Genomic DNA, 24,054 nt, shown 5'->3' with positions numbered 1-24,054 from the left:
GTCATGACGAACCTCACGAGCCGCAGAGGGCTGCTCTTCGGAGCCGCCGCCGTGTCCGCCGGTGCCGTCCTCACCGGGTGCACGAGCAACGACCCGGACGACGGCGACGACAAGGCCGCGGACACGCAACCCGCCGCGGACGACAAGCCCGGCAAGCCCGTCACCATCGGCTACGCCGGCCCGCAGGCCGACCACGGCTGGCTCAACGCCGTCAACGACCAGGCCAAGAAGCGCGCCGAGAAGTACTCCGAGATCACCATGGAGATCACCGAGGGTTCCAACGACACCGCGCAGCAGATCGGCCAGATCGAGACCCTCATCAACAAGAAGGTCGACGTCCTGGTCATCCTGCCGGCCGACGGCAAGGCCCTCACCCAGATCGGCCTGAAGGCGATGCGGGCGGGCATCCCCGTCATCAACCTCGACCGGATCTTCAACAGCCCGCAGGCATACCGCTGCTGGGTCGGCGGCGACAACTACGGCATGGGTCTCAACGCCGCCCACTACATCGGCGAGAAGCTCAAGGACAAGCCGGACGCCAAGGTCATCGAGCTGGCCGGCATCGACAACCTGGAACTGACGCAGCAGCGCACCCAGGGCTTCGACGACGGCCTGAAGAACTACCCGAACATCAAGAAGGTGGCCCGCCAGGCCGCCGAGTTCACCGTCGAGTCCGGCCAGGCCAAGATGGCCCAGCTGCTCCAGGCCCAGTCGGACTTCGACGCCCTGTGGAACCACGACGACGACCAGGGCGTGGGTGCCCTGCGCGCCATCGAGCAGGCCGGGCGCGACGACTTCCTGATGGTCGGCGGCGCGGGCGCGCTCTCCGCGTTCGAGGCCATCAAGGCCGACAGCGGTGTCCTCAAGGCCACCGTCCTGTACCCGCCGACGATGGCCGCGTCCGCGATCGACCTGGCCCGCGCCCTCGGCCAGGGCAAGGGCATCGGCGGCCTCGCCGAGTTCGAGATCCCGTCGTCGGTGACCTGCTACTCGGCCGTCGTCGACAAGGAGAACGTGGACCAGTACATGCCCACCGGCTTCAAGTGAGGAGCCCCGCCCCACGGGCCTGACCAGCCCACCGGGCGGGGGCCGCCCCCGCCCGCCACGACGACGAGGAGGACATCCGAATGGCACAGCCGCAAGCGTCCGACGGGGCGGAGACGGGGAAGCCACCGCTGCGCATCGGCATGGTCGGTTACGCCTTCATGGGCGCCGCCCACTCCCAGGGCTGGCGCACCGCGGGACGCGTCTTCGATCTGCCGCTGCGCCCCGAGATGGCCGTGATCTGCGGCCGGGACGCGGACGCCGTCCGCGCGGCGGCCGACCGGCACGGCTGGGCGGGCACCGAGACCGACTGGCGCGCCCTGGTCGAACGGGACGACATCGACCTCGTCGACATCTGCACCCCCGGCGACAGCCACGCCGAGATCGCCCTCTCCGCCCTCGCCGCCGGCAAGCACGTGCTGTGCGAAAAGCCCCTCGCCAACACTGTGGAAGAGGCCGAGGCCATGGCCCGCGCCGCCGAAGAGGCCACCGCACGCGGCCAGTTGGCGATGGTCGGCTTCAACTACCGCCGGGTCCCCGCGACCGCGCTGGCCCGGCGGATGGTGGCCGAGGGCCGGCTCGGCACGCTGCGGCACGTGCGGGTCGCCTATCTGCAGGACTGGCTGGTGGACCCGGAGTTCCCGCTGACCTGGCGGCTGCGCCGCGAACACGCCGGCTCCGGTTCCCTCGGCGACCTCGGCGCGCACATCGTCGACCTGGCCCAGTACCTGGCCGGCGAGCGGCTGGCGGGCGTCTCCGCGCTCACCGAGACGTTCGTACGGGAGCGGCCGCTGCCCACCGGGCCCAGCAGCGGTCTGGCCGCCGTCTCCGCGGTCGGCACCGGACAGGTCACCGTCGACGACGCCGCCCTGTTCACCGGGCGGTTCGCCTCCGGCGCCCTCGCCTCCTTCGAGGCCACCCGGTACGCCACCGGACGCAAGAACGCCCTGCGCATCGAACTCAACGGCGAACGCGGCTCGTTGGCCTTCGACCTGGAGCGGCTCAACGAGCTCGAGTACCACGACGGCACCGAGCCCGCCACGCACGGCGGGTTCCGCCGCATCCTCGTCACCGAACCCGAGCACCCCTACCTCGAGGCATGGTGGCCGCCGGGCCACGGCCTCGGCTACGAGCACACCTTCGTGCACCAGGCCCGCGACCTGGTCCACGCGGTCGCCGAGGGCCGGGTGCCCGAACCCTCCTTCGCCGACGGGCTCCAGGTGCAGCGCGTCCTCGCGGCGGTGGAGGAGAGCGCCGAGAAGAACTCCGTCTACACATCGATCGCCGCCTGAGAGGGACGGATACGCATGCCGCGCAACTTCACGCTGTTCACCGGCCAGTGGGCGGACCTGCCACTGGAGGAGGTCTGCCGACTCGCCCGCGACTTCGGCTACGACGGCCTCGAACTCGCCTGCTGGGGTGACCACTTCGAGGTGGACAAGGCGCTCGCCGACCCGGCGTACGTCACCGGCCGCCACCAGCTCCTGGAGAAGTACGGCCTGAAATGCTGGGCGGTCTCCAACCACCTGGTCGGCCAGGCGGTGTGCGACGCCATCATCGACGAACGCCACCAGGCCATCCTGCCCGCCCGCATCTGGGGCGACGGCGAAGCCGAGGGCGTACGGCAGCGGGCCGCCGCCGAGATCAAGGACACCGCGCGCGCCGCGGCCCTCCTCGGCGTCGACACCGTCATCGGCTTCACCGGCTCCGCCATCTGGCATCTGGTCGCCATGTTCCCGCCCGCCCCCGAGTCGATGATCGAGCGCGGCTACGAGGACTTCGCCGAGCGGTGGAACCCGATCCTGGACGTCTTCGACGCCGAGGGCGTGCGCTTCGCGCACGAGGTCCACCCCAGCGAGATCGCCTACGACTACTGGACGACCGTTCGCGCCCTGGAGGCCGTCGGCCACCGGCCGGCGTTCGGGCTCAACTTCGACCCGTCCCACTTCGTGTGGCAGGACCTCGACCCGGTCGGTTTCCTGTGGGACTTCCGGGACCGGATCTACCACGTCGACTGCAAGGAGGCCCGCAAGCGCCTCGACGGCCGCAACGGCCGCCTCGGCTCCCATCTGCCGTGGGGCGATCCCCGGCGCGGCTGGGACTTCGTCTCCGCCGGTCACGGCGACGTCCCCTGGGAGGACGTCTTCCGCATGCTGCGTTCCATCGACTACCAGGGCCCCGTCTCCGTCGAATGGGAGGACGCCGGCATGGACCGGCTGCAGGGCGCCCCCGAGGCGCTCACCCGCCTCAAGGCGTTCGACTTCGACCCGCCCAGCGCGTCCTTCGACGCCGCGTTCAACAGCTGACCCGAGCCCGGCCGCAGGTCGGGGACGGGGACCGGGACAACCGCCGGTCCCCGGGTCCGGCCTGCCCGGATCCCGCTTTGTCCTGAGTTGGGAAAAAGTTCAACCGGTCCTGGTCCAAGGGGTGTCGGCCCCGATGGAAGGCGGTTACCGTCCCTGAAGTGTTCAGGACACCCACGCCTCCGGGGTGACGGCGCACCCCGGCGCCCGCACGCACCGCTTGACCACGCACCCGTTCCGTACGGCCCCACCCCGTTCCCGGAGGGACTTCGTGCACAGAACCAGACTCACATCCGCCCGCGCCTCACAGCGTCCCAGACTTCGCACCGGCCTCGCCCTGCTCACCGGACTGCTGCTGGCCGTCGGCGCCCCCGCGACCGTCGCCGGCGCCCACCCCGGCCACCCGGAACACGACGAACCGGCGGCCGCGGAGGGACAGTTCCAGCAGGTGCCGCTCGCCAAGGGCGAACCCGAGACGGGCGAGCCGATGTCGCTGGCCGTGCTCCCGGACCGCAGCGTCCTGCACACCGCACGCGACGGCACACTGCGCCTCACCGACCAGGGCGGCGTCACCAAGGTGGCAGGCAAGATACCCGTCTACACCCACGACGAGGAGGGCCTCCAAGGCGTAGGCATCGACCCGGACTTCGAGAACAACCGGGCGATCTACCTCTACTACGCCCCGCCGCTGGACACCCCCGCCGGTGACGCCCCGTCGACCGGAACCGCCGCGGACTTCGCGAAGTTCGACGGCGTCAACCGTCTCTCCCGCTTCGTTCTGGGCGCCAACGGGACGCTGGACCTGGCGAGTGAGAAGAAGGTCCTCGACGTCGCGACCTCCCGTGGCATCTGCTGTCACGTCGGCGGCGACATCGCCTTCGACGCCGACGGCAACCTGTACCTGTCGACCGGCGACGACAGCAACCCCTTCGAGTCCGACGGCTACACGCCGATCGACGAACGGGGCGACCGCAACCCGGCGTTCGACGCCCGCCGCACCTCCGGCAACAGCAACGACCTGCGCGGCAAGATCCTGCGTATCAAGGTCGCCGAGGACGGCTCGTACACCGTCCCGGAGGGCAACCTCTTCGCCCCGGGCACCGAGAAGACCCGCCCCGAGATCTACGCGATGGGCTTCCGCAACCCGTTCCGGATGAACATCGACAAGCCCACCGGCACCGTCTACGTCGGTGACTACGGCCCCGACGCGGGCGCCGCCGATCCGGACCGCGGCCCCGCGGGACAGGTCGAGTTCGCCAAGGTGACGAAGGCCGGCAACTTCGGCTGGCCGTTCTGCACCGGCGACAACGACGCCTACAACGACTACGACTTCGCCACCGGCGCCTCCGGACCGAAGTTCGACTGCGCCGCCCCGAAGAACACCTCGCCGCACAACACGGGCATCGAGGACCTGCCGCCCGCGCAGACCGCCTGGATCCCCTACGACGGCGCCTCCGTCCCCGAGTTCGGCACCGGCTCCGAGTCCCCGATGGGCGGCCCGGTCTACCGCTACGACCCCGAGCTCGACTCCTCGGTGAAGTTCCCCGAGGCCTACGACGGCGACTTCTTCGCCGGTGAGTTCGGCCGCCGCTGGATCAAGCGGATCGAGCAGAACGAGGACGGCACGGTCGCGAAGATCAACGACTTCCCGTGGACCGGCACCCAGATCATGGACATGGAGTTCGGCCCCGACGGCGCGCTCTACGTCCTCGACTACGGACTCTCCTGGTTCCAGGGCGACAAGGACTCCGCGCTGTACCGGATCGAGAACGCCGAGGACGGCTTCTCCCCGATCGTCGGCGTCAGCGCGGACAGGACGTCCGGCGCGGCGGGCCTGAAGGTCAAGTTCACCGGCACCGCCAACGACGCCGACTCCCCGGACCTCACCTACGCCTGGGACTTCGGCGACGGCACCAAGGGCGAGGGACTCACCCCCACCCACAAGTACAAGAAGGTCGGCACCTACACCGCCACCCTCACCGCGACGGACCCCGAGGGCAACACCGGCAGCGCCAGCACCCGGATCGTCGTCGGCAACACCGAGCCCACGGTGAAGATCACCCTGCCGGGCAACGGCAGCCTCGCGCCCTTCGGGCAGCCGGTCCCGTTCAAGGTGACCGTCACCGACCCCGAGGAGACGATCGACTGCTCCAGGGTCAAGGTCGCCTACAGCCTCGGCCACGACTCCCACGCCCACGAGCTCACCAGCGAGATGGGCTGTGAGGGCACCCTCACCCCGCCCGCCGGGGACGGCGGTCACGACCCCAACGCCAACATCTACGGTGTCGTCGGCGCCAGCTACACCGACGGCGGGGCAGCCGGCCAGGAGGCCCTGACCGGCACCGCCCGCACCGTGATCCAGCCGCCGCACCGCCAGGCCGAGCACTTCGGCACCCAGCAGGGTGTGTCGGTGATCGACAAGACCGGCGCCAACGGCGGCAAGACCGTCGGCGACATCAACGACGGCGACTGGATCTCCTTCAGCCCCTACCTGTTCAAGGGCCAGAAGAAGCTGACCGTACGGGCCTCCTCCGGCGGCTCGGGGGGCTTCATCGAGCTGCGCACCGGCTCGCCCACCGGCAAGCTGCACGGCTCGGCGTACATCCCGCCGACCGGCGGCTGGGAGACGTTCCAGAACGTCGACGTGCCGCTGCGGTCCCTGCCGAAGAAGACCACCGAGATCTACCTGGTCTTCCGCGGCGGTGACGGCGCCCTGTACGACGTGGACGACTTCGAGTTCTCCACCGAGCCGTTCAAGAAGGGCAAGAAGGTCCTGGTCTTCTCCAAGACCGCGGGCTTCCGGCACGACTCCATCCCCGAGGGCATCGCCGCCCTCAAGGAACTCGGCGCCCCGGCCGGCATCTCGGTCACCGCGACCGAGGAGGCCCGGCAGTTCACCACCGGCAACCTCGCCAAGTACGACGCGGTCGCCTTCCTGTCCACCACCGGTGACGTCCTGAACGCCGAGCAGCAGGCGGCGTTCGAGAACTACGTCAAGAACGGCGGCGGCTACATGGGCATCCACGCCGCCGCCGACACCGAGTACGACTGGGAGTTCTACGGCGGCCTCGTCGGCGCCTACTTCGACTCGCACCCGGCCATCCAGAAGGCCACCGTGCGCGTCCACGACCACGACCACCCCTCCACCGCGCACCTGGACGACACCTGGGAGCGCACCGACGAGTGGTACAACTACCGCACCAACCCGCGTGAGCAGGCCAAGGTCCTCGCCACCCTCGACGAGACCACCTACTCCGGCGGCACCATGAAGGGCGACCACCCGATCGCCTGGTGCCAGAGCTACGGCGGCGGCCGCTCCTTCTACACCGGCGGCGGCCACACCAAGGAGTCGTACGCCGACGAGGCCTTCCGCAACCATCTGCTCGGCGGTCTGCGGTACGCCACCGGCCAGGTGAAGGCGGACTGCAAGCCGGACAAGGGCTACCGCGAGATCTTCAACGGCCAGACCCTGGACGGCTGGAAGCAGGCCGGCCCCGGCAAGTTCAACGTGAAGGACGGCACCCTGCAGTCCGAGGGCGGCATGGGCCTGCTCTGGTACCAGGCCAAGGAGCTGAAGTCGTACTCGCTCAAGCTCGACTGGAAGATGCGGGGCGACGACAACTCCGGGATCTTCGTGGGCTTCCCGGCCTCCGACGACCCCTGGTCCGCGGTGAACAAGGGCTACGAGATCCAGATCGACGCCACGGACGCCGTGGATCGCACCACCGGTGCGGTCTACTCCTTCAAGTCGGCGGACATCAAGGCCCGTGACCAGGTGCTGCGGCCACCCGGCCAGTGGAACTCCTACGAGATCAAGGTCAAGGGCGAACGCCTTCAGGTGTTCCTCAACGGAGTCAAGATCAACGACTTCACCAACAAGGACCCCGAGCGGAGCCTGACCGACGGCTACATCGGTCTGCAGAACCACGGCGCCGACGACCAGGTCTCCTTCCGCGACATCCAGCTGAAGGAACTGCCCTCCTAGGGCACCCCGCCCCCTGACCCGGGGGGGCAACCGGAACGGCGGCGGGCGGAGGACGCCGGACCTCCGCCCGCCGTCCCGCCGGGCCCGCGCCCGGCACCCCGCTCGTCCCCCCACCGGCACTCGCACCAGGTTCGCGTACGACAAGGAGGCTGCCCATGTCCGCCGAACCGTCCCTCCCCACCACCTCCCCGGCCCCCCGCTTCGGCGTCTGGCTCATCGGCGCACGCGGCTCCGTCGCCACGACCGCGATCGCGGGCTGCGCCGCCGTCGCCGCCGGACTCCACCCGCCGACCGGCATGGTCACCGAGACCGCCCCCTTCGCCGCGTCCCGTCTCCCCGCGCTGTCGTCCCTCGTCTTCGGCGGGCACGACACCGTCGACTGCCCGCTGCCCAAGCGCGCCGAGCACCTCGCCGAGGGCGGGGTCCTGCCGCACGGGCTGCCCGCCGCCGTACACGCCGAACTCGTCGCCGCCGACCGGGAGATCAGGCCCGGCGGGCCCCCGCCCGGCGACACCGGGCGCACCCAGGACGAGTGGATCGACGTGTTCGCCGCCGACATCCGCGACTTCGTACGCCGCCAGGACCTCGCGGGCGCCGTCGTCGTCAACGTCGCCTCCACCGAGCCGGCCCCCGCCGACGGCAGCCTCCCGCCCAGCTCCCTCTACGCGGCGGCCGCCCTGCGCGCCGGCTGCCCCTACGTCAACTTCACCCCCTCCACGGGGCTGCACCACCCGGCGCTCGCCGGGCTCGCCGAGTCCTTCGGCCTGCCGTACGCGGGCCGCGACGGCAAGACCGGGCAGACCCTGCTGCGGTCCGTCCTCGGCCCGATGTTCCTGCAGCGCGCCCTCGCCGTACGCGCCTGGTCCGGCACCAACCTGCTCGGCGGCGGCGACGGGGCCGCCCTCGCCGACCCCGCGGCCGCCGCCGCGAAGAACGCCGGCAAGGAACGCGTCCTCGCCGACACCCTCGGCACCACCCCCGAGGGCGAGGTCCACATCGACGACGTACCGGCCCTCGGCGACTGGAAGACCGCCTGGGACCACATCGCCTTCGACGGCTTCCTCGGCGCCCGCATGATCCTCCAGACCACCTGGCAGGGCTGCGACTCGTCCCTCGCGGCGCCCCTCGTCCTCGACCTGGCCCGCCTGACGGTCCGCGCCCACCAGCAGGGCCTGACCGGCCCGCTGAGCGAACTGGGCTTCTACTTCAAGGACCCGGTCGGCGACGGCCCTTCGTCCCTGGCCGAGCAGTACACGGAGCTGCGGCACTTCGCCGAACGGCTCCGAACCGACACCCCCGCCCCCGAGGCCCACCGGTGACCCGCCCGACGTCCGACACCCACGACACGCCCACACGGAGCGGTCCCGCGCGGGGCGACACCCCAGGGGCGCGGGACACGCCTGAAGGGGGTGATTCCGTGCGGGGCGACACCTCAGGGGCGCGGGGAACCGCGCGACCGGCCACGACGCACCCGCGCAAGGCCACGGCGGGCCGCGCCACCGCGTGGGCGGAACTGCTCCGCCTGCCCGCCCTGTTCACCGTCCCCGGTGACGCCCTCGCCGGCGCCGCCGCGGCCGGTGTGCGACCCGGACCGCGCACGCTGCTCGCCGTCGGCTCCTCCCTGTGCCTGTACGAGGCCGGCATGGCCCTCAACGACTGGGCGGACCGCGCCGAGGACGCCGTGGAGCGGCCGCACCGCCCGCTGCCGTCCGGCCGTGTCCGGCCCGCCGCCGCCCTCACCGCCGCCGGTGTCCTCACGGGTGCCGGACTCGCGCTCGCCGCCGGCGCGGGACGCCCCGCCCTCGCGGTGGCCGCGCCGCTGGCGGCGACCGTGTGGGCCTACGACCTCGGCCTGAAGCACACGCCCGCAGGTCCCGCGGCGATGGCCGCCGCCCGCGGACTCGACCTGCTCCTCGGGGCCGCCGCCACCAGCGGCGGCACCCGCGCCGCACTGCCCTCCGCCGCACTGCTCGGCACGCACACCCTCGCGGTCACGGCCGTCTCCCGCAGGGAGACCACCGGCGGCTCGGCCCTGGCCCCGCTGGCGGCCCTCGCGACGACGGGGGCGCTGACCCGGCTGGCCGCCACCCACCGCCGCACCCGACTCCCGGCAGGCCGGCGGGCAGCAGCCGCCCCCGGCCTGCCGGGCTCCGGCCCCGCCGGCGTCCTCGCCACCGCCCTGGCCGCCGCCTACGCCGCCACGGCCGCCCGCCCCTACTTCCACGCCACGCTCAACCCGTCACCCCCGCTCACCCAGCGCGCCGTGGGCGGTGGCATCCGCGCCACCATCCCGCTCCAGGCCGCCCTCGCCGCCCGCTCCGGCGCGAGTGCCACCTCCCTCCTGATCGCGGCCCTGGCCCCGGCCGGACGGATGTTCGCGAGAAGGGCCGCCATGAGGAAGGTGAGCATCACGTGACCGCGCCCGCCCCCACCCCCCTCCGCTTCGGCTACGGCACCAACGGGCTCGCCGACCTCCGCCTCGACGACGCCCTCGCGCTCCTCGCCGACCTCGGCTACGACGGCGTCGGCCTGACCCTCGACCACATGCACCTCGACCCGCTCGCCCCCGACCTCGCCGCCCGCACCCGCACGGTCGCGCGGCGCCTGGACGAACTCGGGCTCGGCGTGACGGTCGAGACCGGTGCCCGCTACGTGCTCGACCCCCGCCGCAAACACGGCCCCTCGCTCCTGGACCCCGACCCGGACGACCGCGCCCGCCGCGTCGACCTGCTCCTGCGGGCGGTCCGTGTCGCCGCCGACCTCGGCGCGCACGCCCTGCACTGCTTCAGCGGCATCGTCCCCGACGGCACCGACGAGGACACCGCCTGGAAACGCCTCGCCGAGACCCTCACTCCCGTCCTGGACGCCGCCGCCCGCGCAGGCGTCCCCCTCGCCGTCGAACCCGAACCCGGCCACCTCCTCGCCACCCTCGCCGACTTCCACCACCTGCGCCGCACGCTCGGCGACCCCGAGCCCCTCGGCCTCACGCTGGACATCGGCCACTGCCAGTGCCTCGAACCCCTCCCTCCCGCCGACTGCGTACGCGACGCCGCCCCCTGGCTGCGCCACGTCCAGATCGAGGACATGCGCCGGGGCGTCCACGAGCACCTCCCCTTCGGCGACGGCGAGATCGACTTCCCGCCCGTCCTGGAGGCCCTCGCCGCCACCGGCTACCAGGGCCTGACGGTCGTCGAACTGCCCCGCCACTCCCACGCGGGCCCCCACTTCGCCGCCCACTCCCTCCCGTTCCTCCGCGGGGCCGCGGCGGCGACCCCCCTCACACACCGCCCGGGCGAGCCCTCCGCCACCCGCTGAAGGGAGCCACACCCATGACGCAGCACGACGCCGGCCATGTCACCCCCGCCGGGCACGACCCCCAGGGCACCACCCCCGCCCACGTCCCGCCCACCGGTCTGCGTGCCGCCCTCACCGCCGAGCTCGACGGAGCCGCCCGCGCCTGGCTGGACCAGGCCCTCGACGAGGCCGCCGCCCACCCCGGCACCCACGGGCCCATCTCGGTGTGGGAGCTGCGCCTCGCCGAGGCCGGCCGCCGCTGCGGCCCCGCCCACGCGGACGCCGCCCGGGTCCTCGTCCTGCACGCCGCCCGCGCCGACACGGACGCCCTGAGACGGGTCTACTCCCAGGGCACCGCCGACGAACGCCGCGCCGTCCTGTACGCGCTGCCCCACCTCGTGCCCGGCCCGGACGCCCTCCCGCTCGTCGAGGACGCGCTGCGCACCAACGACACCCGCCTCGTCGCCGCCGCCCTCGGCCCCTACGCCGCCCGGCACCTGGACACCCACCAGTGGCGGCACGCCGTACTGAAGTGCCTGTTCACCGGAGTCCCCGTCGACCGCGTGGCGGACCTCGACCGCCGGGCCCGCGGCGACGCGGAACTCTCCCGCATGCTCGCCGACTACGCCGCCGAACGCACCGCCGCGGGCCGCACCGTCCCCGAAGACCTGCACCGCGTCCTGGCCCTGACCGGGACCGAACCTCCCGCGCCCGGCACCGCCGACCCCCACGGCAAGGAGTCCTGATGCGCATCTTCGACCCCCACATCCACATGACCTCCCGCACCACCGACGACTACGAGGCCATGCACGCCGCCGGCGTCCGCGCCGTCGTCGAACCCTCCTTCTGGCTGGGCCAGCCCCGCACCTCTCCCGACTCCTTCCGCGACTACTTCGACGCCCTGCTCGGCTGGGAACCCTTCCGCGCCGCCCAGTACGGCATCGCCCACCACTGCACCATCGCCCTCAACCCCAAGGAGGCCAACGACCCCCGGTGCCTGCCCGTCCTCGACGAACTGCCCCGCTATCTGGTCAAGGACCGGGTCGTGGCGGTCGGTGAGATCGGCTACGACTCGATGACGCCCGCCGAGGACACCGCCCTGGCCACCCAGCTCCAGCTCGCCGCCGACCACGGCCTGCCCGCCCTCGTGCACACCCCGCACCGCGACAAGCTCACCGGCCTGCGCCGCACCCTGGACGTGGTGCGCGAGTCCGCCCTGCCCCTGGACCGGGTGCTGGTCGACCACCTCAACGAGACGACGGTCGAGGAGGCCAAGGACTCCGGCGCCTGGCTCGGCTTCTCCGTCTATCCGGACACCAAGATGGACGAGGTCCGGATGGTCGCCCTGCTGCGCGAGTACGGCCCCGAGCGGGTCCTGGTCAACTCCGCCGCCGACTGGGGCAGAAGCGACCCGCTCAAGACCCGGAAGGTCGGCGACCTGATGCTCGCCGAGGGCTTCGGCGAGGACGACGTGGACCGGGTGCTGTGGCGCAACCCCGTCGCCTTCTACGGGCTCAGCGGACGGCTGGAACTGGACGTGACCTCGGCCGACGCCACGCACGAGGGCAACTCCATCCTGCGCGGCGGGGCGTGAGCCATGCGCTTCCGCCACCCCGACGGCTCCACCGTCCACCTCGCCTACTGCACCAACGTGCACCCCGCCGAAAACCTGGACGGTGTCCTCGCCCAGCTCCGCGACCACTGCGAACCCGTCCGCCGCCGCCTCGGCCGCGACCGGCTCGGCATCGGCCTGTGGCTCGCCAAGGACGCCGCACGGGCCCTCGTCACCGACCCGTCCGCGCTGCGGGGACTGCGCTGCGAACTCGACCGGCGCGGCCTGGAAGTCGTCACCCTCAACGGCTTCCCCTACGAGGGCTTCGGCGCCGAGGAGGTCAAGTACCGCGTCTACACACCGGACTGGGCCGACCCCGAGCGCCTGGAACACACCACCTCCCTGGCCCGCCTCCTCGCCGGACTCCTCCCCGACGACGTCACCGACGGCAGCATCTCCACGCTCCCGCTGGCCTGGCGCACCGCCTACGACGAGCAGCGCGCGCAGACCGCCCGCACCGCCCTGCGCACCCTCGCCGAACGCCTCGACGCCCTCGAGGAACTGACCGGCCGCTCCATCCGTATCGCCCTGGAACCGGAACCCGGCTGCGTCGTCGAGACCACCCGTGACGCCATCGCCCCGCTCACCGCGATCGCCCACGACCGCGTCGGCATCTGCGTCGACACCTGCCACCTCGCCACCTCCTTCGAAGACCCGCACACCGCCCTGGACGACCTCGCACGGGCCGGTGTGCCCGTGGTCAAGTCCCAGCTCTCCGCCGCCCTGCACGCCGAACACCCCCACCTCCCCGAAGTCCGTGAGGCCCTGGCCGCCTTCGCCGAACCCCGCTTCCTGCACCAGACCCGCACGGCCACCCTCGCCGGACTGCGCGGCACCGACGACCTCGACGAGGCCCTGGCCGGCGACACCCTGCCCGACGCGGCGCCCTGGCGCTCCCACTTCCACGTCCCGCTGCACGCGGCACCCACCGCGCCCCTCACCTCCACCCTGCCCGTACTGAAGTCCGTCCTGACCCGGCTCGTCGGCGGCCCGCACCCGCTCACCCGCCATCTGGAGGTCGAGACCTACACCTGGCAGGCCCTTCCGCCCGAGCTGCGCCCCCGCGGCCGCACCCAGCTCGCCGACGGCATCGCCGCCGAACTCACCCTGGCCCGCGACCTCCTGACGGACCTCGGCCTCAAGGAACTCCCATGACCGGACCCACCCCCCTGCTCGTCCTCGACGTCGTGGGCCTCACCCCCCGTCTCCTCGACCACATGCCCCACCTCAAGACGCTCGGCCAGTCCGGCTCCCGCGCCCCGCTCGGCACCGTCCTGCCCGCCGTCACCTGCGCCGCCCAGTCCACCTTCCTCACCGGCACCATGCCCTCCGAGCACGGCATCGTCGGCAACGGCTGGTACTTCCGCGAGCTCGGCGACGTACTCCTGTGGCGGCAGCACAACGGCCTCGTCGCCGGCGACAAACTCTGGGACGCCGCCCGCCGCGCCCACCCCGGCTACACCGTCGCCAACATCTGCTGGTGGTACGCGATGGGCGCCGACACCGACTTCACCGTCACCCCCCGCCCCGTCTACTACGCCGACGGCCGCAAGGAACCCGACTGCTACACCCGGCCGCCCGCCCTGCACGACGAACTCACCGACAAACTCGGCACGTTCCCCCTCTTCCACTTCTGGGGCCCCGGCGCCGACCTGGTCTCCAGCCAGTGGATCATCGACGCCACCCGTCACATCATGAGCACCCGCCGCCCCGACCTGACGCTCTGCTACCTCCCTCACCTCGACTACGACCTGCAGCGCTACGGCCCCGACGACCCGCGCTCCCTGAAGGCGGCCGCCGACCTCGACGCCGCCCTGGCCCCGCTGCTCGACGACGCCCGCGCCGAGGGCCGTACCGTCGTCGCCCTGTCCGAGTACGGCATCACCCGCGTGAACCGGCCCGTGGACATCAACCGCGCCCTGCGCCGCGCCGGCCTCCTCGAAGTGCACACGCAGGACGGCATGGAGTACCTCGACCCCATGGCCTCCCGCGCCTTCGCGGTCGCCGACCACCAGCTCGCCCACGTCTACGTGCGCCGCCCCGAGGACCTCGACGCCACCCGCGCCGCCCTCGACGGACTGCCCGGCATCGAGCAGCTCCTCGACGACGAGGGCAAGAAGGCCCACCACCTCGACCATCCGCGCGCCGGCGAGCTCGTCGCCGTAGCCGAACCCGACGCCTGGTTCACGTACTACTACTGGCTCGACGACGACCGCGCGCCCGACTTCGCGCAGCTCGTCGAGATCCACCGCAAACCCGGCTACGACCCGGTCGAGCTCTTCATGGACCCCCTCGACCCCTACGTCAAGGTCAAGGCGGCAGGCGCCCTGGCCCGCAAGAAGCTCGGTATGCGCTACCGCATGGCGGTCGTGCCCCTGGACCCCTCACCTATTCGCGGCAGCCACGGCCGCCTCCCCGCGAGCGACGACGACGGTCCGCTCCTCATCTGCTCCACCCCCCACGCCGTCGGAGACCGCGTCGCGGCCACCGATGTCAAACAACTCCTGCTCCGGCTCGCCGGCCTCGGCTGACGCACCCTCCGGTACGGCACCCGACATCCGACTACCGAGAGTGAAACACACGGCACTGACAAGGGCCGGTCCCGGCGGGACCGGAACCGGCCACGACCGAGAAGGCAGGCCCCCGTGACCCTGAACCCCGACCCCTCGCGCACCGAAGCCGCCGGCACCCCGGACGAGAGACTGCGCCGTACCCTCGGCGTCGGCCGGCGCAGTTTCCTCAGCACCTGCACCGCCGTGGCCGCCGGAGCCGTCGCGGCCCCCGTCTTCGGCGCCGCCCCCGCCCTGGCCCACGGCCGGGACAAAGACCACGGCCATGGCCACGGTCACGGGCAGGAGCTCGTCCCGGCGCACAAGCGCGGCATCATCCTCTACACCGTCCGTGACGCCACCGCCCGCGACCCGCTCGCCTCGGACCTGCCCTCCGGCTTCCGCGAGGTGTTCAAGCAGCTCTCCCGCCACGGCTACCGCCAGGTGGAGTTCGCCGGCTACAACCAGCACGCCAACGCCCCGGGCGGGGCGAGCCTGGAGTCGGTCAAGGGTGCCAGGCTGCTGCGCTGCTGGCTCGACGACTACGGACTGCGCGCCCAGGGCAACCACGGCTTCATCCCCTCCTCCTGGCCGCTGACCACGGCGGACACGGACACCTTCAAGAAGCACCTCGAGATCGCCAACATCCTCGGCATGGACCACATGGGCACCGGCGGCGACCCCACCGGCAGCTCGTACCGCGCCGACTGGGACGTGGCCGCCGACAAGTGGAACGCCCTCGGCGCGATCGCCCACCGCGAGGGCATCAAGCTCTACACCCACAACCACGACAGCGCCTACGGCTTCCTGCTCGACGGCGGCCCGCTGGACGACCAGGGCCGGCCGACCCGCAGCTCCGGCATCCGCAAGCTGGAGTACTTCCTGAAGATCACCGACCCGAGGGTGGTCTGGCTGGAGATGGACATCTTCTGGGCGCACGTCGCCCAGTACAAGTTCCACACGTACACCGCCCACGACGGCTCCACCCGGAAGAACGTCTTCGACCCGGCGGGCCTGGTCGTCCGCAACAACCGGCGCTACCCGCTGTTCCACGCCAAGGACGGCGTCGTCAGCACCACCAACGGCATGGGCTACGACATGGTGCCCTTCGGCACCGGCGTCATCGACTACACGACGTTCTTCTCCCGGGTCGGGGAGCGGAACTACCACAACCCGATGGTCGAGGACGACAACTCCCCGAGCGCCACCGACCCCGCGCAGTCGCTGCGTGAGGCCAAGATCAGCTACGACAACATGGCGGCCCTGCGCAAGCGCCGCCACTGAGCCGGACACGGACCGGGCGGCCCTTCCCGCGCGCTGCGGGAGGGGCCGCCCGGTCCGTGTGTGGGGGGAGGTCCTGTCGGGTCAGCCCTCGCCGAGCGGCCGCGGGTTGGGCGTGACGTGCTTGCCCTTGGTGCGTCCCGGCGGATGCAGGAACAGCGCCACGATCCCGGCGAAGAGCGAGATGCAGCCCGCCAGGGTGAAGGCGCCGTTGTAGCCCCAGGCGCCGACGACCACGGCCCCCATGCCCGCGCCCAGACCGGAGACGAGCTTGGAGCTGTAGACCATCCCGTAGTTGGTGGCGTTGTTGTTCTCACCGAAGTAGTCCGCCGTCAGCGCGGCGAACATCGGGAAGATGGCCCCGCCGCCGAAGCCCGAGATGGCCGAGAAGATCAGGAACAGCGGCAGGTTCTTGATCTCGGCCGACCAGATGATGCCGAACTGGGCCAGTCCCAGAATGGCGCACACGTACAGCAGACACTGCTTGCGGCCGTACAGGTCGGAGAGCCAGCCGATGACGCCGCGCCCGGTGCCGTTGACGATCGCCTTCAGCGACATCGCGGTGGCCACGATGCCGGCCGCGAAGCCCGCGTCCTCACCGATGTCGACCTGGAAGGCGATGCCGAAGATGTTCACGCCCGAGGTGCAGGCGAGACAGAACCACATCAGCGCCACCCGGCCCGTCTGCCAGGCCTCCAGCGGGGAGTACTGCTTGACGGCCGGCGGGTTCTTCTCCAGCGAACGCCGGGCGCGCGGGTCGTCCGGCGGGTTCAGCGGGTCTATGGCGGCCGGCCACCAGTTCTTCGGCGGGTCCCGGAAGTAGAAGCCGGCGACGGCCACCATCGCGGCGAGGAAGAGCCCGCACGCGACCAGCACCCAGCGGAAGTTGGAGCCGTCCATGTAGCCGTGGAAGATGAAGACGAACGGCACCGAACCGTAGGCGAAACCGCCGTTGACGAAGCCGGTCTTGCCGCCCCTGCGCTCCGGATACCACTTGCCGACCATGTTGACGCAGGTCGCGTACACCATTCCCGCGCCCATACCGCTGAAGACGCCGAACCCGATGAACGCGAGCGCGACGTGCGGCGCGAACGCCAGCGACAGATAGCCGAGCAGTGTGCCGGCCGAGCCGAGCATCATCGCCCAGCGCGCGGGAAGTCTGCCGCTCTCACGCAGCCGCCCCGCCGGAAAGGCGACCGCGGCCTGGCAGAACACCCAGGCGGTCATCATCCAGTAGATGCTGCCGCTGGACCAGCTGTGGGCCTCGTGGAGCGTGTCCTCGGCGGACGCGAACGCGTACTCGGCGGAGGAGATGCCCATCATGCCGATCCAGGGCAGGATGACCATCCACTTGCGCTTGCGCCCCATGATGTCGATGTCGGACTCGCCCACGCGGTAGACGCGTCCGTTCCTGTCGGTCACCTCCCGGTAGGCGGCGACCCGTGAGACATCGGTGGTTGTCATGTCGATTGCACCCCTAGCGTCGAAAGTTCTGGCCAGCGCCCCCTGTCCAATGCCTTTCGTGCGCGCGCGGGTCCCCGGGGCCGGCCGGCGCGCACCCGCCGGCCGGCCCCTCGCCGTCTCACGTCATGAGCCGCCCCCCAACAGACCCGCGGCCCTCGCCCACCGGTACTTGGCGCCCAGTACGGCCACCGGCATCTCGGTGGTGTACGGGTAGGCCACGACCCCGTGCTCGAAGAGGTACTGGCAGGCCTCCTCCACCTCCACGTCACCCGCGAGGGACGCCACCACCGGCTTCTCGATCCCGCGCTCCCGGAATTCGGCCACCACACGCGCGGTGAGTTCGGCGAACACCATGGGAGGGGTGACGATCGTGTGCCAGTAGCCGAGCACCAGCGCGTGGATGCGCGGATCCTCCAGCCCCAGCCGGATCGTCGCCTCGTACGTCGACGGCGGCTCGCCCCCGGTGATGTCGACCGGGTTGCCCGCGGCCCCGAACGGCGGGATGAACTCCCGGAACGCCGCGTCCAGGTCGGCCGGGATCTCCATCAGCGACAGCCCGTTGTCCGTCACCGCGTCCGACAGCAGCACGCCGCTGCCGCCGGCCCCGGTGATGATCACCACGTTGTCGCCCCGGGGAGCGGGCAGCACCGGCAACGCGCGCGCGTACTCCAGCATGTCGTTCAGACCGGGCGCGCGGATGACGCCGGCCTGCCGCAGGATGTCGTCGTACACGGCGTCGTCGCCCGCCAGCGCGCCGGTGTGCGAGCCGGCGGCCTTCGCGCCCGCCGCCGTACGCCCCGCCTTCAGCACCACGACCGGCTTCTTCGGCACGGTCTCCCGCGCGGCCTCGACGAACGCGCGCCCGTCCTTGAGGTCCTCCAGGTGCATCGCGATGCAATCGGTGTGCGGGTCCTCGCCGAACCAGGTCAGCAGGTCGTCCTCGTCCAGGTCCGACTTGTTGCCCAGCCCGACGATCGCCGACACGCCGGTCTTCGTCGTCCGCGCGAAGCCCAGGATGGCCATCCCGATGCCGCCCGACTGACTGGTCAGCGCCACCCCGCCCTTGACGTCGTAGGGCGTGCAGAACGTGGCGCACAGGTCCTGCCAGGTCGAGTAGTAGCCGTAGATGTTCGGCCCGAGCAGCCGGATGCCGAGCCGCTCGGCGATCGCCACGATCTCGTCCTGGAGCTCGTGCTCACCCGTCTCCGCGAACCCCGAGGGGATCAGGACGGCGTTCGGGATCCGCTTGCGCCCCACCTCCTCCAGCGCCGCGGCCACGAACCGGGCGGGGATCGCGAAGACCGCCACATCCACCTCGCCGGGAACGTCGGTGACACTCTTGTACGCCTTGCGGCCGAGAATGTCATCGGCCCGGGGGTTCACCGGATGGATCTCCCCGGCGAAGCCGCCGTCGACGAGATTGCGCATCACCGAGTTGCCGATCTTGCCGGACTCGCCGGAGGCCCCGATCACCGCCACCGAACGCGGCTGCATCAGCCGCCGCATCGAGGTGAGGATCTCCTCGCGCGTGTAACGGCGGCGCTCCTTCGGCGTCTCGGTGGAGAGGATCACACGGATGTCGGCGGCGACCGCGCCGTCCGCCGTCGCGATCACCGGGTTGAGGTCGACCTCGGCGATCTCCGGGAAGTCCGCGACGAGTCGCGACACCCGCCGGATCTGCTCGGCGACCGCCCACCGGTCCACGCCCGCCCGGCCGCGCACCCCCCGCAGGATCTCCGCCGAGCGGATCGAGTCCAGCATCGACAGCGCCTCGTCGGCGTCCACCGGAGCCAGCCGGAACGTGACGTCCTTCAGCACCTCGACGAGCACCCCGCCGAGCCCGAACGCCACCACCTTCCCGAACGTCGGATCGGTGACCGCGCCGACGATGACCTCCTGCCCCTTCGGCAGCAGTTCCTGCACCTGCACGCCCTCGATCCGGGCGCCGGGAGCGTACGCGCGGGCGTTCTCCACGATCCGGCAGAACGCCGCGCGGACGTCCGCCGCCCCCTCCACTCCGACGATCACACCGCCGGCGTCGGTCTTGTGCAGGATGTCCGGCGACACGATCTTCATCACCACGGGCCCGCCGAACCGCGCCGCGTACGCCACGGCCTCGTCGACGTCCGCCGCCAGTTCCTCACCGGGCACGGCGATGCCGTACGCGTCGGCGATCACCTTGCCCTCGGGCGCGGTGAGCGCGGTGCGCCCCTCGGCGCGCACGGCGTCGAGCAGCGCGCGCACCTTCGGTGTCCCTTCCTCGGCCGTCACCTCAGATCACCCCGTTCGACTTGAGCAGGCGCAGTTCCTCGTCCCCGAGGCCGAGTTCGCCCACGTAGACCTCTTCGTTGTGCTCGCCGAGCAGCGGGGAGGTGCGTACGTCCACGGGGGAGTCGGAGAGCTTCAGCGGGCTGCCGACGGTGACGAACTCGCCGCGCTGGGGGTGCGGGACGGTGACGACCATCTCGTTCGCGACCAGCGAACGGTCCTCGATGATCTCCTTGGTGGACAGGATCGGCCCGCACGGGATGTTGTGCGCGTTCAGCCGCTCCAGCACCTCCCACTTGGGCAGCGTCGAGGACCACTCCTCGATCAGCTGGAACATCTTGTTCAGCTGGGGCAGCCGGGCCTCCGGTGTCGCCCACTCGGGGTCGTCGGCCAGCTCGGGCCGGCCGATGAGCTCACTGAGCGGCCTCCAGCCGACGGGCTGCACGATGACGTACACATAGTCGTTCGGGCCGCCCGGCGCGCACTTCACCGCCCAGCCGGGCTGGCCGCCGCCGGACGCGTTCCCGGACCGGGGAACCTCGTCGCCGAAGTCGTCGTTGGGATATTCGGCGAGTGGGCCATGGGCCAGGCGCTGCTGGTCGCGCAGCTTCACCCGGCAGAGGTTGAGCACCGCGTGCTGCATGGCCACGTTCACCCGCTGCCCGCGCCCGGTGCGCTCCCGCTGGAAGAGGGCGGCGAGAATGCCGGCCACCACGTGCACACCCGTGCCCGAGTCCCCGATCTGGGCCCCCGTCGCCAGTGGCGGCCCGTCCTCGAAACCGGTGGTCGACATCGACCCGCCCATGGCCTGGGCGACGACCTCGTACGCCTTGAAGTTGGTGTACGGGCCGTCCCCGAACCCCTTGACGGAGGCGTAGACGATCCGTGGATTGATCTCCTTGATGCGGTCCCAGGTGAACCCCATCCGGTCGACCGCGCCCGGCCCGAAGTTCTCGACCATGACGTCGGAGCGCCGGATCAGCTCGGTGAGGATGTCCTTGCCGCGTTCGGTCTTGGTGTTGAGGGTGATGCTCCGCTTGTTGCAGTTGAGCATCGTGAAGTAGAGGGAGTCGACGTCCGGCAGATCGCGCAGCTGCTTGCGGGTGATGTCGCCGGTGGGAGCCTCCAGTTTGACGACGTCCGCGCCGAGCCAGGCCAGCAGCTGGGTCGCGGAGGGGCCGGACTGGACATGCGTCATGTCGAGGACGCGGATGCCCTCAAGTGCCTTGGGGGTCATGGGCGTGCACCTCACTTGTACATGGTCTGGTTCATGGTTCCGGGGGCGTACGCGTCGGGGTCCACCCAGACGTTGATCAGCGACGGCTTGCCGGACTCACGGGCCCGGCGCAGGGCGGGGCCGATGTCGGCGGGGTCGCGGACCTCCTCGCCGTAGCCGCCCAGCATCCGCGCGAACTCGTCGTACCGGACGTCGCCGAGGGTGTTGCCGACCCGCTCGCGCTCCTTGCCGTACTTGGCGGCCTGGCCGTAGCGGATCTGGTTCATCGAGGAGTTGTTGCCGACGACGCCGACGAAGGGGAGGTCGTAGCGGACGAGGGTCTCGAAGTCCCAGCCGGTGAGGGAGAAGGCGCCGTCGCCGAAGAGCGCGACGACCTCCTTGTCGGGCCGCGCCTGCTTGGCGGCGAGCACGAAGGGGACGCCGACGCCGAGGGTGCCCAGGGGTCCCGGGTCCATCCAGTGCCCGGGTGACTTGGGCTGCACGACCTGTCCGGAGAACGTGACGATGTCGCCGCCGTCGCCGATGTAGATCGAGTCCTCGGTGAGGAAGTCGTTGATCTCGCTGACCAGCCGGTACGGGTGGATGGGGGAGGCGTCCGAGCGCAGTTGCGGCAGCCGCTTCTCCAGCGCGGTCTGCTCGGCCGCCCGCAGCTCGTCCATCCACTCCTTGCGACGGGACGCGCCCCCGTTCACCCGTCCGGAGGCCGCCTCGGTCACCGATTTCAGCACCAGCCCCGCGTCGCCCACGATGCCGAGGTCGATGTCGCGGTTCTTGCCGACCGTGCGGTAGTCGAGGTCGATCTGCACCACGGTCGCGTCGGGGGAGAGGCGCTTGCCGTATCCCATGCGGAAGTCGAAGGGCGTACCGACGATCACGATGACGTCGGCATTGGAGAAGGCGTACCGCCGCGACAGCTGGAAGTGGTGCGGGTCGCCGGGCGGGAGCGTGCCGCGCCCCGCGCCGTTCATGTACGCCGGGATGTTCAGCGTGCGCACCAGCTCGATGGCCGCCTCGGTGCCCCGGGTGGTCCACACCTGGCTGCCGAGCAGGATCGCCGGCTTCTCGGCGTGCACCAGCAGATCGGCCAGTTTCTCGATGGCCTCGGGGTCGCCGGCCGAGCGGGTCGACGCGCGGTAGGCGCCCTGCCGCGGCACCCGCGCCTTGGACACCGCCACCTTGGCGTCCAGCACATCGCGCGGGATCTCCAGGAAGGAGGGGCCGGGGGCGCCGTGGTAGCACTCGCGGAAGGCCATGGACACCATGTCCGCCGCCCGCGCGGTGTCCGGCACGGTCGCCGCGAACTTGGTGATGGGAGTCATCATGTCGACGTGCGGCAGGTCCTGCAGTGACCCCATCTTGTGCTGGGTGTGCGCCCCCTGACCGCCGATCAGCAGCATCGGGGACTCCGCGCGGAAGGCGTTGGCGACCCCGGTGACGGCGTCGGTCGTCCCCGGTCCGGCCGTGACGACCGCGCAGCCGGGCTTGCCGGTGATGCGCGCGTAGCCGTCGGCGGCATGGGCGGCCACCTGTTCGTGCCGTACGTCGACGACCTCGATGCCCTCGTCGACGCAGCCGTCGTAGATGTCGATGATGTGGCCGCCGCACAGCGTGTAGATGCGGTCGACGCCTTCGGCCTTGAGGGCCTTGGCGACGAGATGACCGCCTGAGATGACGTCCTGGGTGTCGTCGGGCATGGCGAAGTCCTTGTCCCTTCCTAGGGGGTGGGGAACGCTCTCGCGGTACATTGCATACAGTCGACGAATACTGTATGAAGCTTGTTATCCCGCATCCGATGGGTGGTGTCCAGGGGGTGCGCGGCACTTTTCGGTCGCCGGTCTCCAGCCCCTCCCCGGACCTTCCGGCGACGTCCCAGACAGGAGCCGAGATGGACCTGTACGAACACCAGGCAAGGGAACTCTTCGCAGAACACGGCATCGTGGTGCCGCGGGCCGAGGTCACCGACTCGCCCAAACAGGCACGCGAGATCGCCCGCGGGCTCGGCGGCCGCGTCGTCGTCAAGGCGCAGGTCAAGACCGGCGGACGGGGCAAGGCGGGCGGCGTCAAGATCGCCGCCGACCCGGCCGCCGCCGAGCTCACGGCACGTCAGATCCTCGGCATGGACATCAAGGGCCACACGGTCGGCACGGTGATGCTGGCCCAGCCCGTCGACATCGCCGAGGAGTTCTACGTCTCCTACGTCCTCGACCGCGCCGCCGGCCGCTTCCTCGCGATCGCCTCCGCCGAGGGCGGCATGGACATCGAGGAGGTCGCGGCGACCCGCCCCGAGGCGGTCGCGCGTGTCCCCGTCGACCCGGCCGAGGGGGTCACGTCGGCGACGGCGTCCCGTATCGCCGAGGCGGCCGGACTGCCGCCGCAGACGGTCGACGTGCTCGTCCGGCTGTGGGACGTCCTCGTCCGCGAGGACGCCCTGCTCGTCGAGGTCAACCCGCTCGTGCGCACCCGCGACGGCCGGATCATGGCCCTCGACGGCAAGGTCACCCTCGACGGCAACGCCGTCTTCCGACAGGCCCGCTGGGGCGCCGACGACGCGGAGCACGACGACCCGCTGGAGGCCGCGGCGGCCGCGAAGGGCCTCAACTACGTCAAGCTCGACGGCGAGGTCGGCATCATCGGCAACGGCGCCGGACTCGTCATGTCCACCCTCGACGTGGTGGCGGGCTGCGGAGCCAGGCCCGCCAACTTCCTCGACATCGGCGGCGGCGCCTCCGCCCAGATCATGGCGGACGGGCTGTCGGTCATCCTCTCCGACCCGTCCGTGAAGTCCGTCTTCGTCAACGTCTTCGGCGGCATCACCGCCTGCGACGCGGTCGCCGACGGCATCGTCCGCGCCCTGGACACCGTACGGCTCACCAAACCGCTCGTCGTACGGCTCGACGGCAACAACGCGGCCCGCGGACGGGCCATCCTCGACGAGCACCGGCACCCGCTCGTCGAACAGGTCAGCACCATGGACGGCGCCGCGAGCCGGGCCGCCCGCCTCGCCACCACACCCTGAG

Annotated in this window: 17 protein-coding genes; 13 read left to right on the top strand and 4 right to left on the bottom strand. The window is 71.4% G+C overall.

All coding sequences use genetic code 11. The features are described from left to right. Window positions 1–3 precede the first annotated feature (3 nt). The 12 genes from IF28_RS0115435 to IF28_RS0115380 all read left to right on the top strand — a co-directional run bounded on the left by IF28_RS0115435 (window position 4) and on the right by IF28_RS0115380 (window position 16,071). On the top strand, window positions 4–1,047 hold the full coding sequence (locus IF28_RS0115435) for a substrate-binding domain-containing protein (protein ID WP_030219619.1): 1,044 nt from the start codon (window positions 4–6) through the stop codon (window positions 1,045–1,047). A gap of 80 nt (window positions 1,048–1,127) precedes the next feature. Continuing rightward, the gene (locus tag IF28_RS0115430; protein ID WP_030219616.1) at window positions 1,128–2,336 is read left to right on the top strand and encodes a Gfo/Idh/MocA family protein; all 1,209 of its coding nucleotides are present in this window, start codon (window positions 1,128–1,130) and stop codon (window positions 2,334–2,336) included. Between the two features lie 15 nt (window positions 2,337–2,351). Then, a complete protein-coding gene (locus tag IF28_RS0115425; protein WP_030219614.1) occupies window positions 2,352–3,350 on the top strand; it encodes a sugar phosphate isomerase/epimerase family protein in 999 nt (332 codons plus the stop codon). 268 nt (window positions 3,351–3,618) lie between these two features. Then, window positions 3,619–7,332, top strand: coding sequence for a ThuA domain-containing protein (locus IF28_RS0115420; RefSeq protein WP_030219612.1), 3,714 nt, complete (start codon window positions 3,619–3,621; stop codon window positions 7,330–7,332). A 155-nt stretch (window positions 7,333–7,487) separates the two neighbouring features. After that, the gene (locus IF28_RS0115415) at window positions 7,488–8,651 is read left to right on the top strand and encodes an inositol-3-phosphate synthase (protein WP_030219610.1); all 1,164 of its coding nucleotides are present in this window, start codon (window positions 7,488–7,490) and stop codon (window positions 8,649–8,651) included. 98 nt (window positions 8,652–8,749) lie between these two features. Then, window positions 8,750–9,748: an SCO3242 family prenyltransferase gene (locus tag IF28_RS0115410; RefSeq protein ID WP_106982056.1), complete on the top strand. Its 999-nt coding sequence runs from the start codon at window positions 8,750–8,752 to the stop codon at window positions 9,746–9,748. Beyond that, window positions 9,745–10,647 carry a sugar phosphate isomerase/epimerase family protein gene (locus IF28_RS0115405; RefSeq protein ID WP_030219606.1) on the top strand — a complete coding sequence of 301 codons (903 nt, stop codon included), beginning with the start codon at window positions 9,745–9,747 and terminating at the stop codon, window positions 10,645–10,647. Before IF28_RS0115410 ends, IF28_RS0115405 begins: the two co-directional genes overlap by 4 nt. A 14-nt stretch (window positions 10,648–10,661) precedes the next feature. Continuing rightward, entirely contained in the window at window positions 10,662–11,372 is a 711-nt protein-coding gene (locus IF28_RS0115400) for an EboA domain-containing protein (RefSeq protein ID WP_030219604.1), read from the top strand. Then, a complete protein-coding gene (locus tag IF28_RS0115395; protein ID WP_030219602.1) occupies window positions 11,372–12,220 on the top strand; it encodes a TatD family hydrolase in 849 nt (282 codons plus the stop codon). The genes IF28_RS0115400 and IF28_RS0115395 overlap by 1 nt, the downstream gene beginning before the upstream one ends. A 3-nt stretch (window positions 12,221–12,223) precedes the next feature. Continuing rightward, window positions 12,224–13,393 carry a metabolite traffic protein EboE gene (eboE, locus tag IF28_RS0115390; RefSeq protein ID WP_030219599.1) on the top strand — a complete coding sequence of 390 codons (1,170 nt, stop codon included), beginning with the start codon at window positions 12,224–12,226 and terminating at the stop codon, window positions 13,391–13,393. Beyond that, a complete protein-coding gene (locus tag IF28_RS0115385; protein ID WP_030219597.1) occupies window positions 13,390–14,769 on the top strand; it encodes a nucleotide pyrophosphatase/phosphodiesterase family protein in 1,380 nt (459 codons plus the stop codon). Before eboE ends, IF28_RS0115385 begins: the two co-directional genes overlap by 4 nt. Window positions 14,770–14,883: 114 nt before the next feature. Then, complete coding sequence (locus IF28_RS0115380; RefSeq protein WP_030219594.1) at window positions 14,884–16,071, top strand: sugar phosphate isomerase/epimerase family protein; 1,188 nt, start codon at window positions 14,884–14,886, stop codon at window positions 16,069–16,071. 81 nt (window positions 16,072–16,152) lie between these two features. Here IF28_RS0115380 and IF28_RS0115375 read toward each other — a convergent pair whose 3' ends face one another. The 4 genes from IF28_RS0115375 to IF28_RS0115360 form a co-directional block, all read right to left on the bottom strand. Then, the gene (locus tag IF28_RS0115375; RefSeq protein WP_030219593.1) at window positions 16,153–17,532 is read right to left on the bottom strand and encodes an OFA family MFS transporter; all 1,380 of its coding nucleotides are present in this window, start codon (window positions 17,530–17,532) and stop codon (window positions 16,153–16,155) included. A 123-nt stretch (window positions 17,533–17,655) separates the two neighbouring features. Then, entirely contained in the window at window positions 17,656–19,803 is a 2,148-nt protein-coding gene (locus tag IF28_RS0115370) for an acetate--CoA ligase family protein (protein ID WP_030219592.1), read from the bottom strand. A 1-nt stretch (window position 19,804) separates the two neighbouring features. Next, window positions 19,805–21,037, bottom strand: coding sequence for a formyl-CoA transferase (gene frc / locus IF28_RS0115365; RefSeq protein ID WP_030219591.1), 1,233 nt, complete (start codon window positions 21,035–21,037; stop codon window positions 19,805–19,807). Between the two features lie 11 nt (window positions 21,038–21,048). Then, on the bottom strand, window positions 21,049–22,731 hold the full coding sequence (locus IF28_RS0115360) for a thiamine pyrophosphate-binding protein (protein WP_030219590.1): 1,683 nt from the start codon (window positions 22,729–22,731) through the stop codon (window positions 21,049–21,051). Window positions 22,732–22,922: 191 nt separating this feature from the next. Between IF28_RS0115360 and sucC the strand changes: the two genes are divergently transcribed. Further along, window positions 22,923–24,053: an ADP-forming succinate--CoA ligase subunit beta gene (gene sucC / locus IF28_RS0115355; RefSeq protein ID WP_030219589.1), complete on the top strand. Its 1,131-nt coding sequence runs from the start codon at window positions 22,923–22,925 to the stop codon at window positions 24,051–24,053. Window position 24,054: the final 1 nt, after the last annotated feature.

The sequence above is a fragment of the Streptomyces sp. NRRL WC-3626 genome, from assembly GCF_000718785.1.
Classification (GTDB): domain Bacteria; phylum Actinomycetota; class Actinomycetes; order Streptomycetales; family Streptomycetaceae; genus Streptomyces; species Streptomyces edwardsiae.
The sequence above is the reverse complement of the archived record's forward strand: the minus strand, read 5'-3'. Positions and strand labels throughout refer to the sequence as shown.

What these genes read in the sequence shown, in the direction of transcription:
- IF28_RS0115435 (WP_030219619.1), top strand. Translation starts at nt 4, where the DNA reads ATGACGAACCTCACGAGCCGCAGAGGGCTGCTCTTCGGAGCCGCCGCC.
- IF28_RS0115430 (WP_030219616.1), top strand. Translation starts at nt 1,128, where the DNA reads ATGGCACAGCCGCAAGCGTCCGACGGGGCGGAGACGGGGAAGCCACCG.
- IF28_RS0115425 (WP_030219614.1), top strand. Translation starts at nt 2,352, where the DNA reads ATGCCGCGCAACTTCACGCTGTTCACCGGCCAGTGGGCGGACCTGCCA.
- IF28_RS0115415 (WP_030219610.1), top strand. Translation starts at nt 7,488, where the DNA reads ATGTCCGCCGAACCGTCCCTCCCCACCACCTCCCCGGCCCCCCGCTTC.
- IF28_RS0115400 (WP_030219604.1), top strand. Translation starts at nt 10,662, where the DNA reads ATGACGCAGCACGACGCCGGCCATGTCACCCCCGCCGGGCACGACCCC.
- IF28_RS0115395 (WP_030219602.1), top strand. Translation starts at nt 11,372, where the DNA reads ATGCGCATCTTCGACCCCCACATCCACATGACCTCCCGCACCACCGAC.
- eboE (WP_030219599.1), top strand. Translation starts at nt 12,224, where the DNA reads ATGCGCTTCCGCCACCCCGACGGCTCCACCGTCCACCTCGCCTACTGC.
- IF28_RS0115385 (WP_030219597.1), top strand. Translation starts at nt 13,390, where the DNA reads ATGACCGGACCCACCCCCCTGCTCGTCCTCGACGTCGTGGGCCTCACC.
- IF28_RS0115375 (WP_030219593.1), bottom strand. Translation starts at nt 17,532, where the DNA reads ATGACAACCACCGATGTCTCACGGGTCGCCGCCTACCGGGAGGTGACC.
- frc (WP_030219591.1), bottom strand. Translation starts at nt 21,037, where the DNA reads ATGACCCCCAAGGCACTTGAGGGCATCCGCGTCCTCGACATGACGCAT.
- IF28_RS0115360 (WP_030219590.1), bottom strand. Translation starts at nt 22,731, where the DNA reads ATGCCCGACGACACCCAGGACGTCATCTCAGGCGGTCATCTCGTCGCC.
- sucC (WP_030219589.1), top strand. Translation starts at nt 22,923, where the DNA reads ATGGACCTGTACGAACACCAGGCAAGGGAACTCTTCGCAGAACACGGC.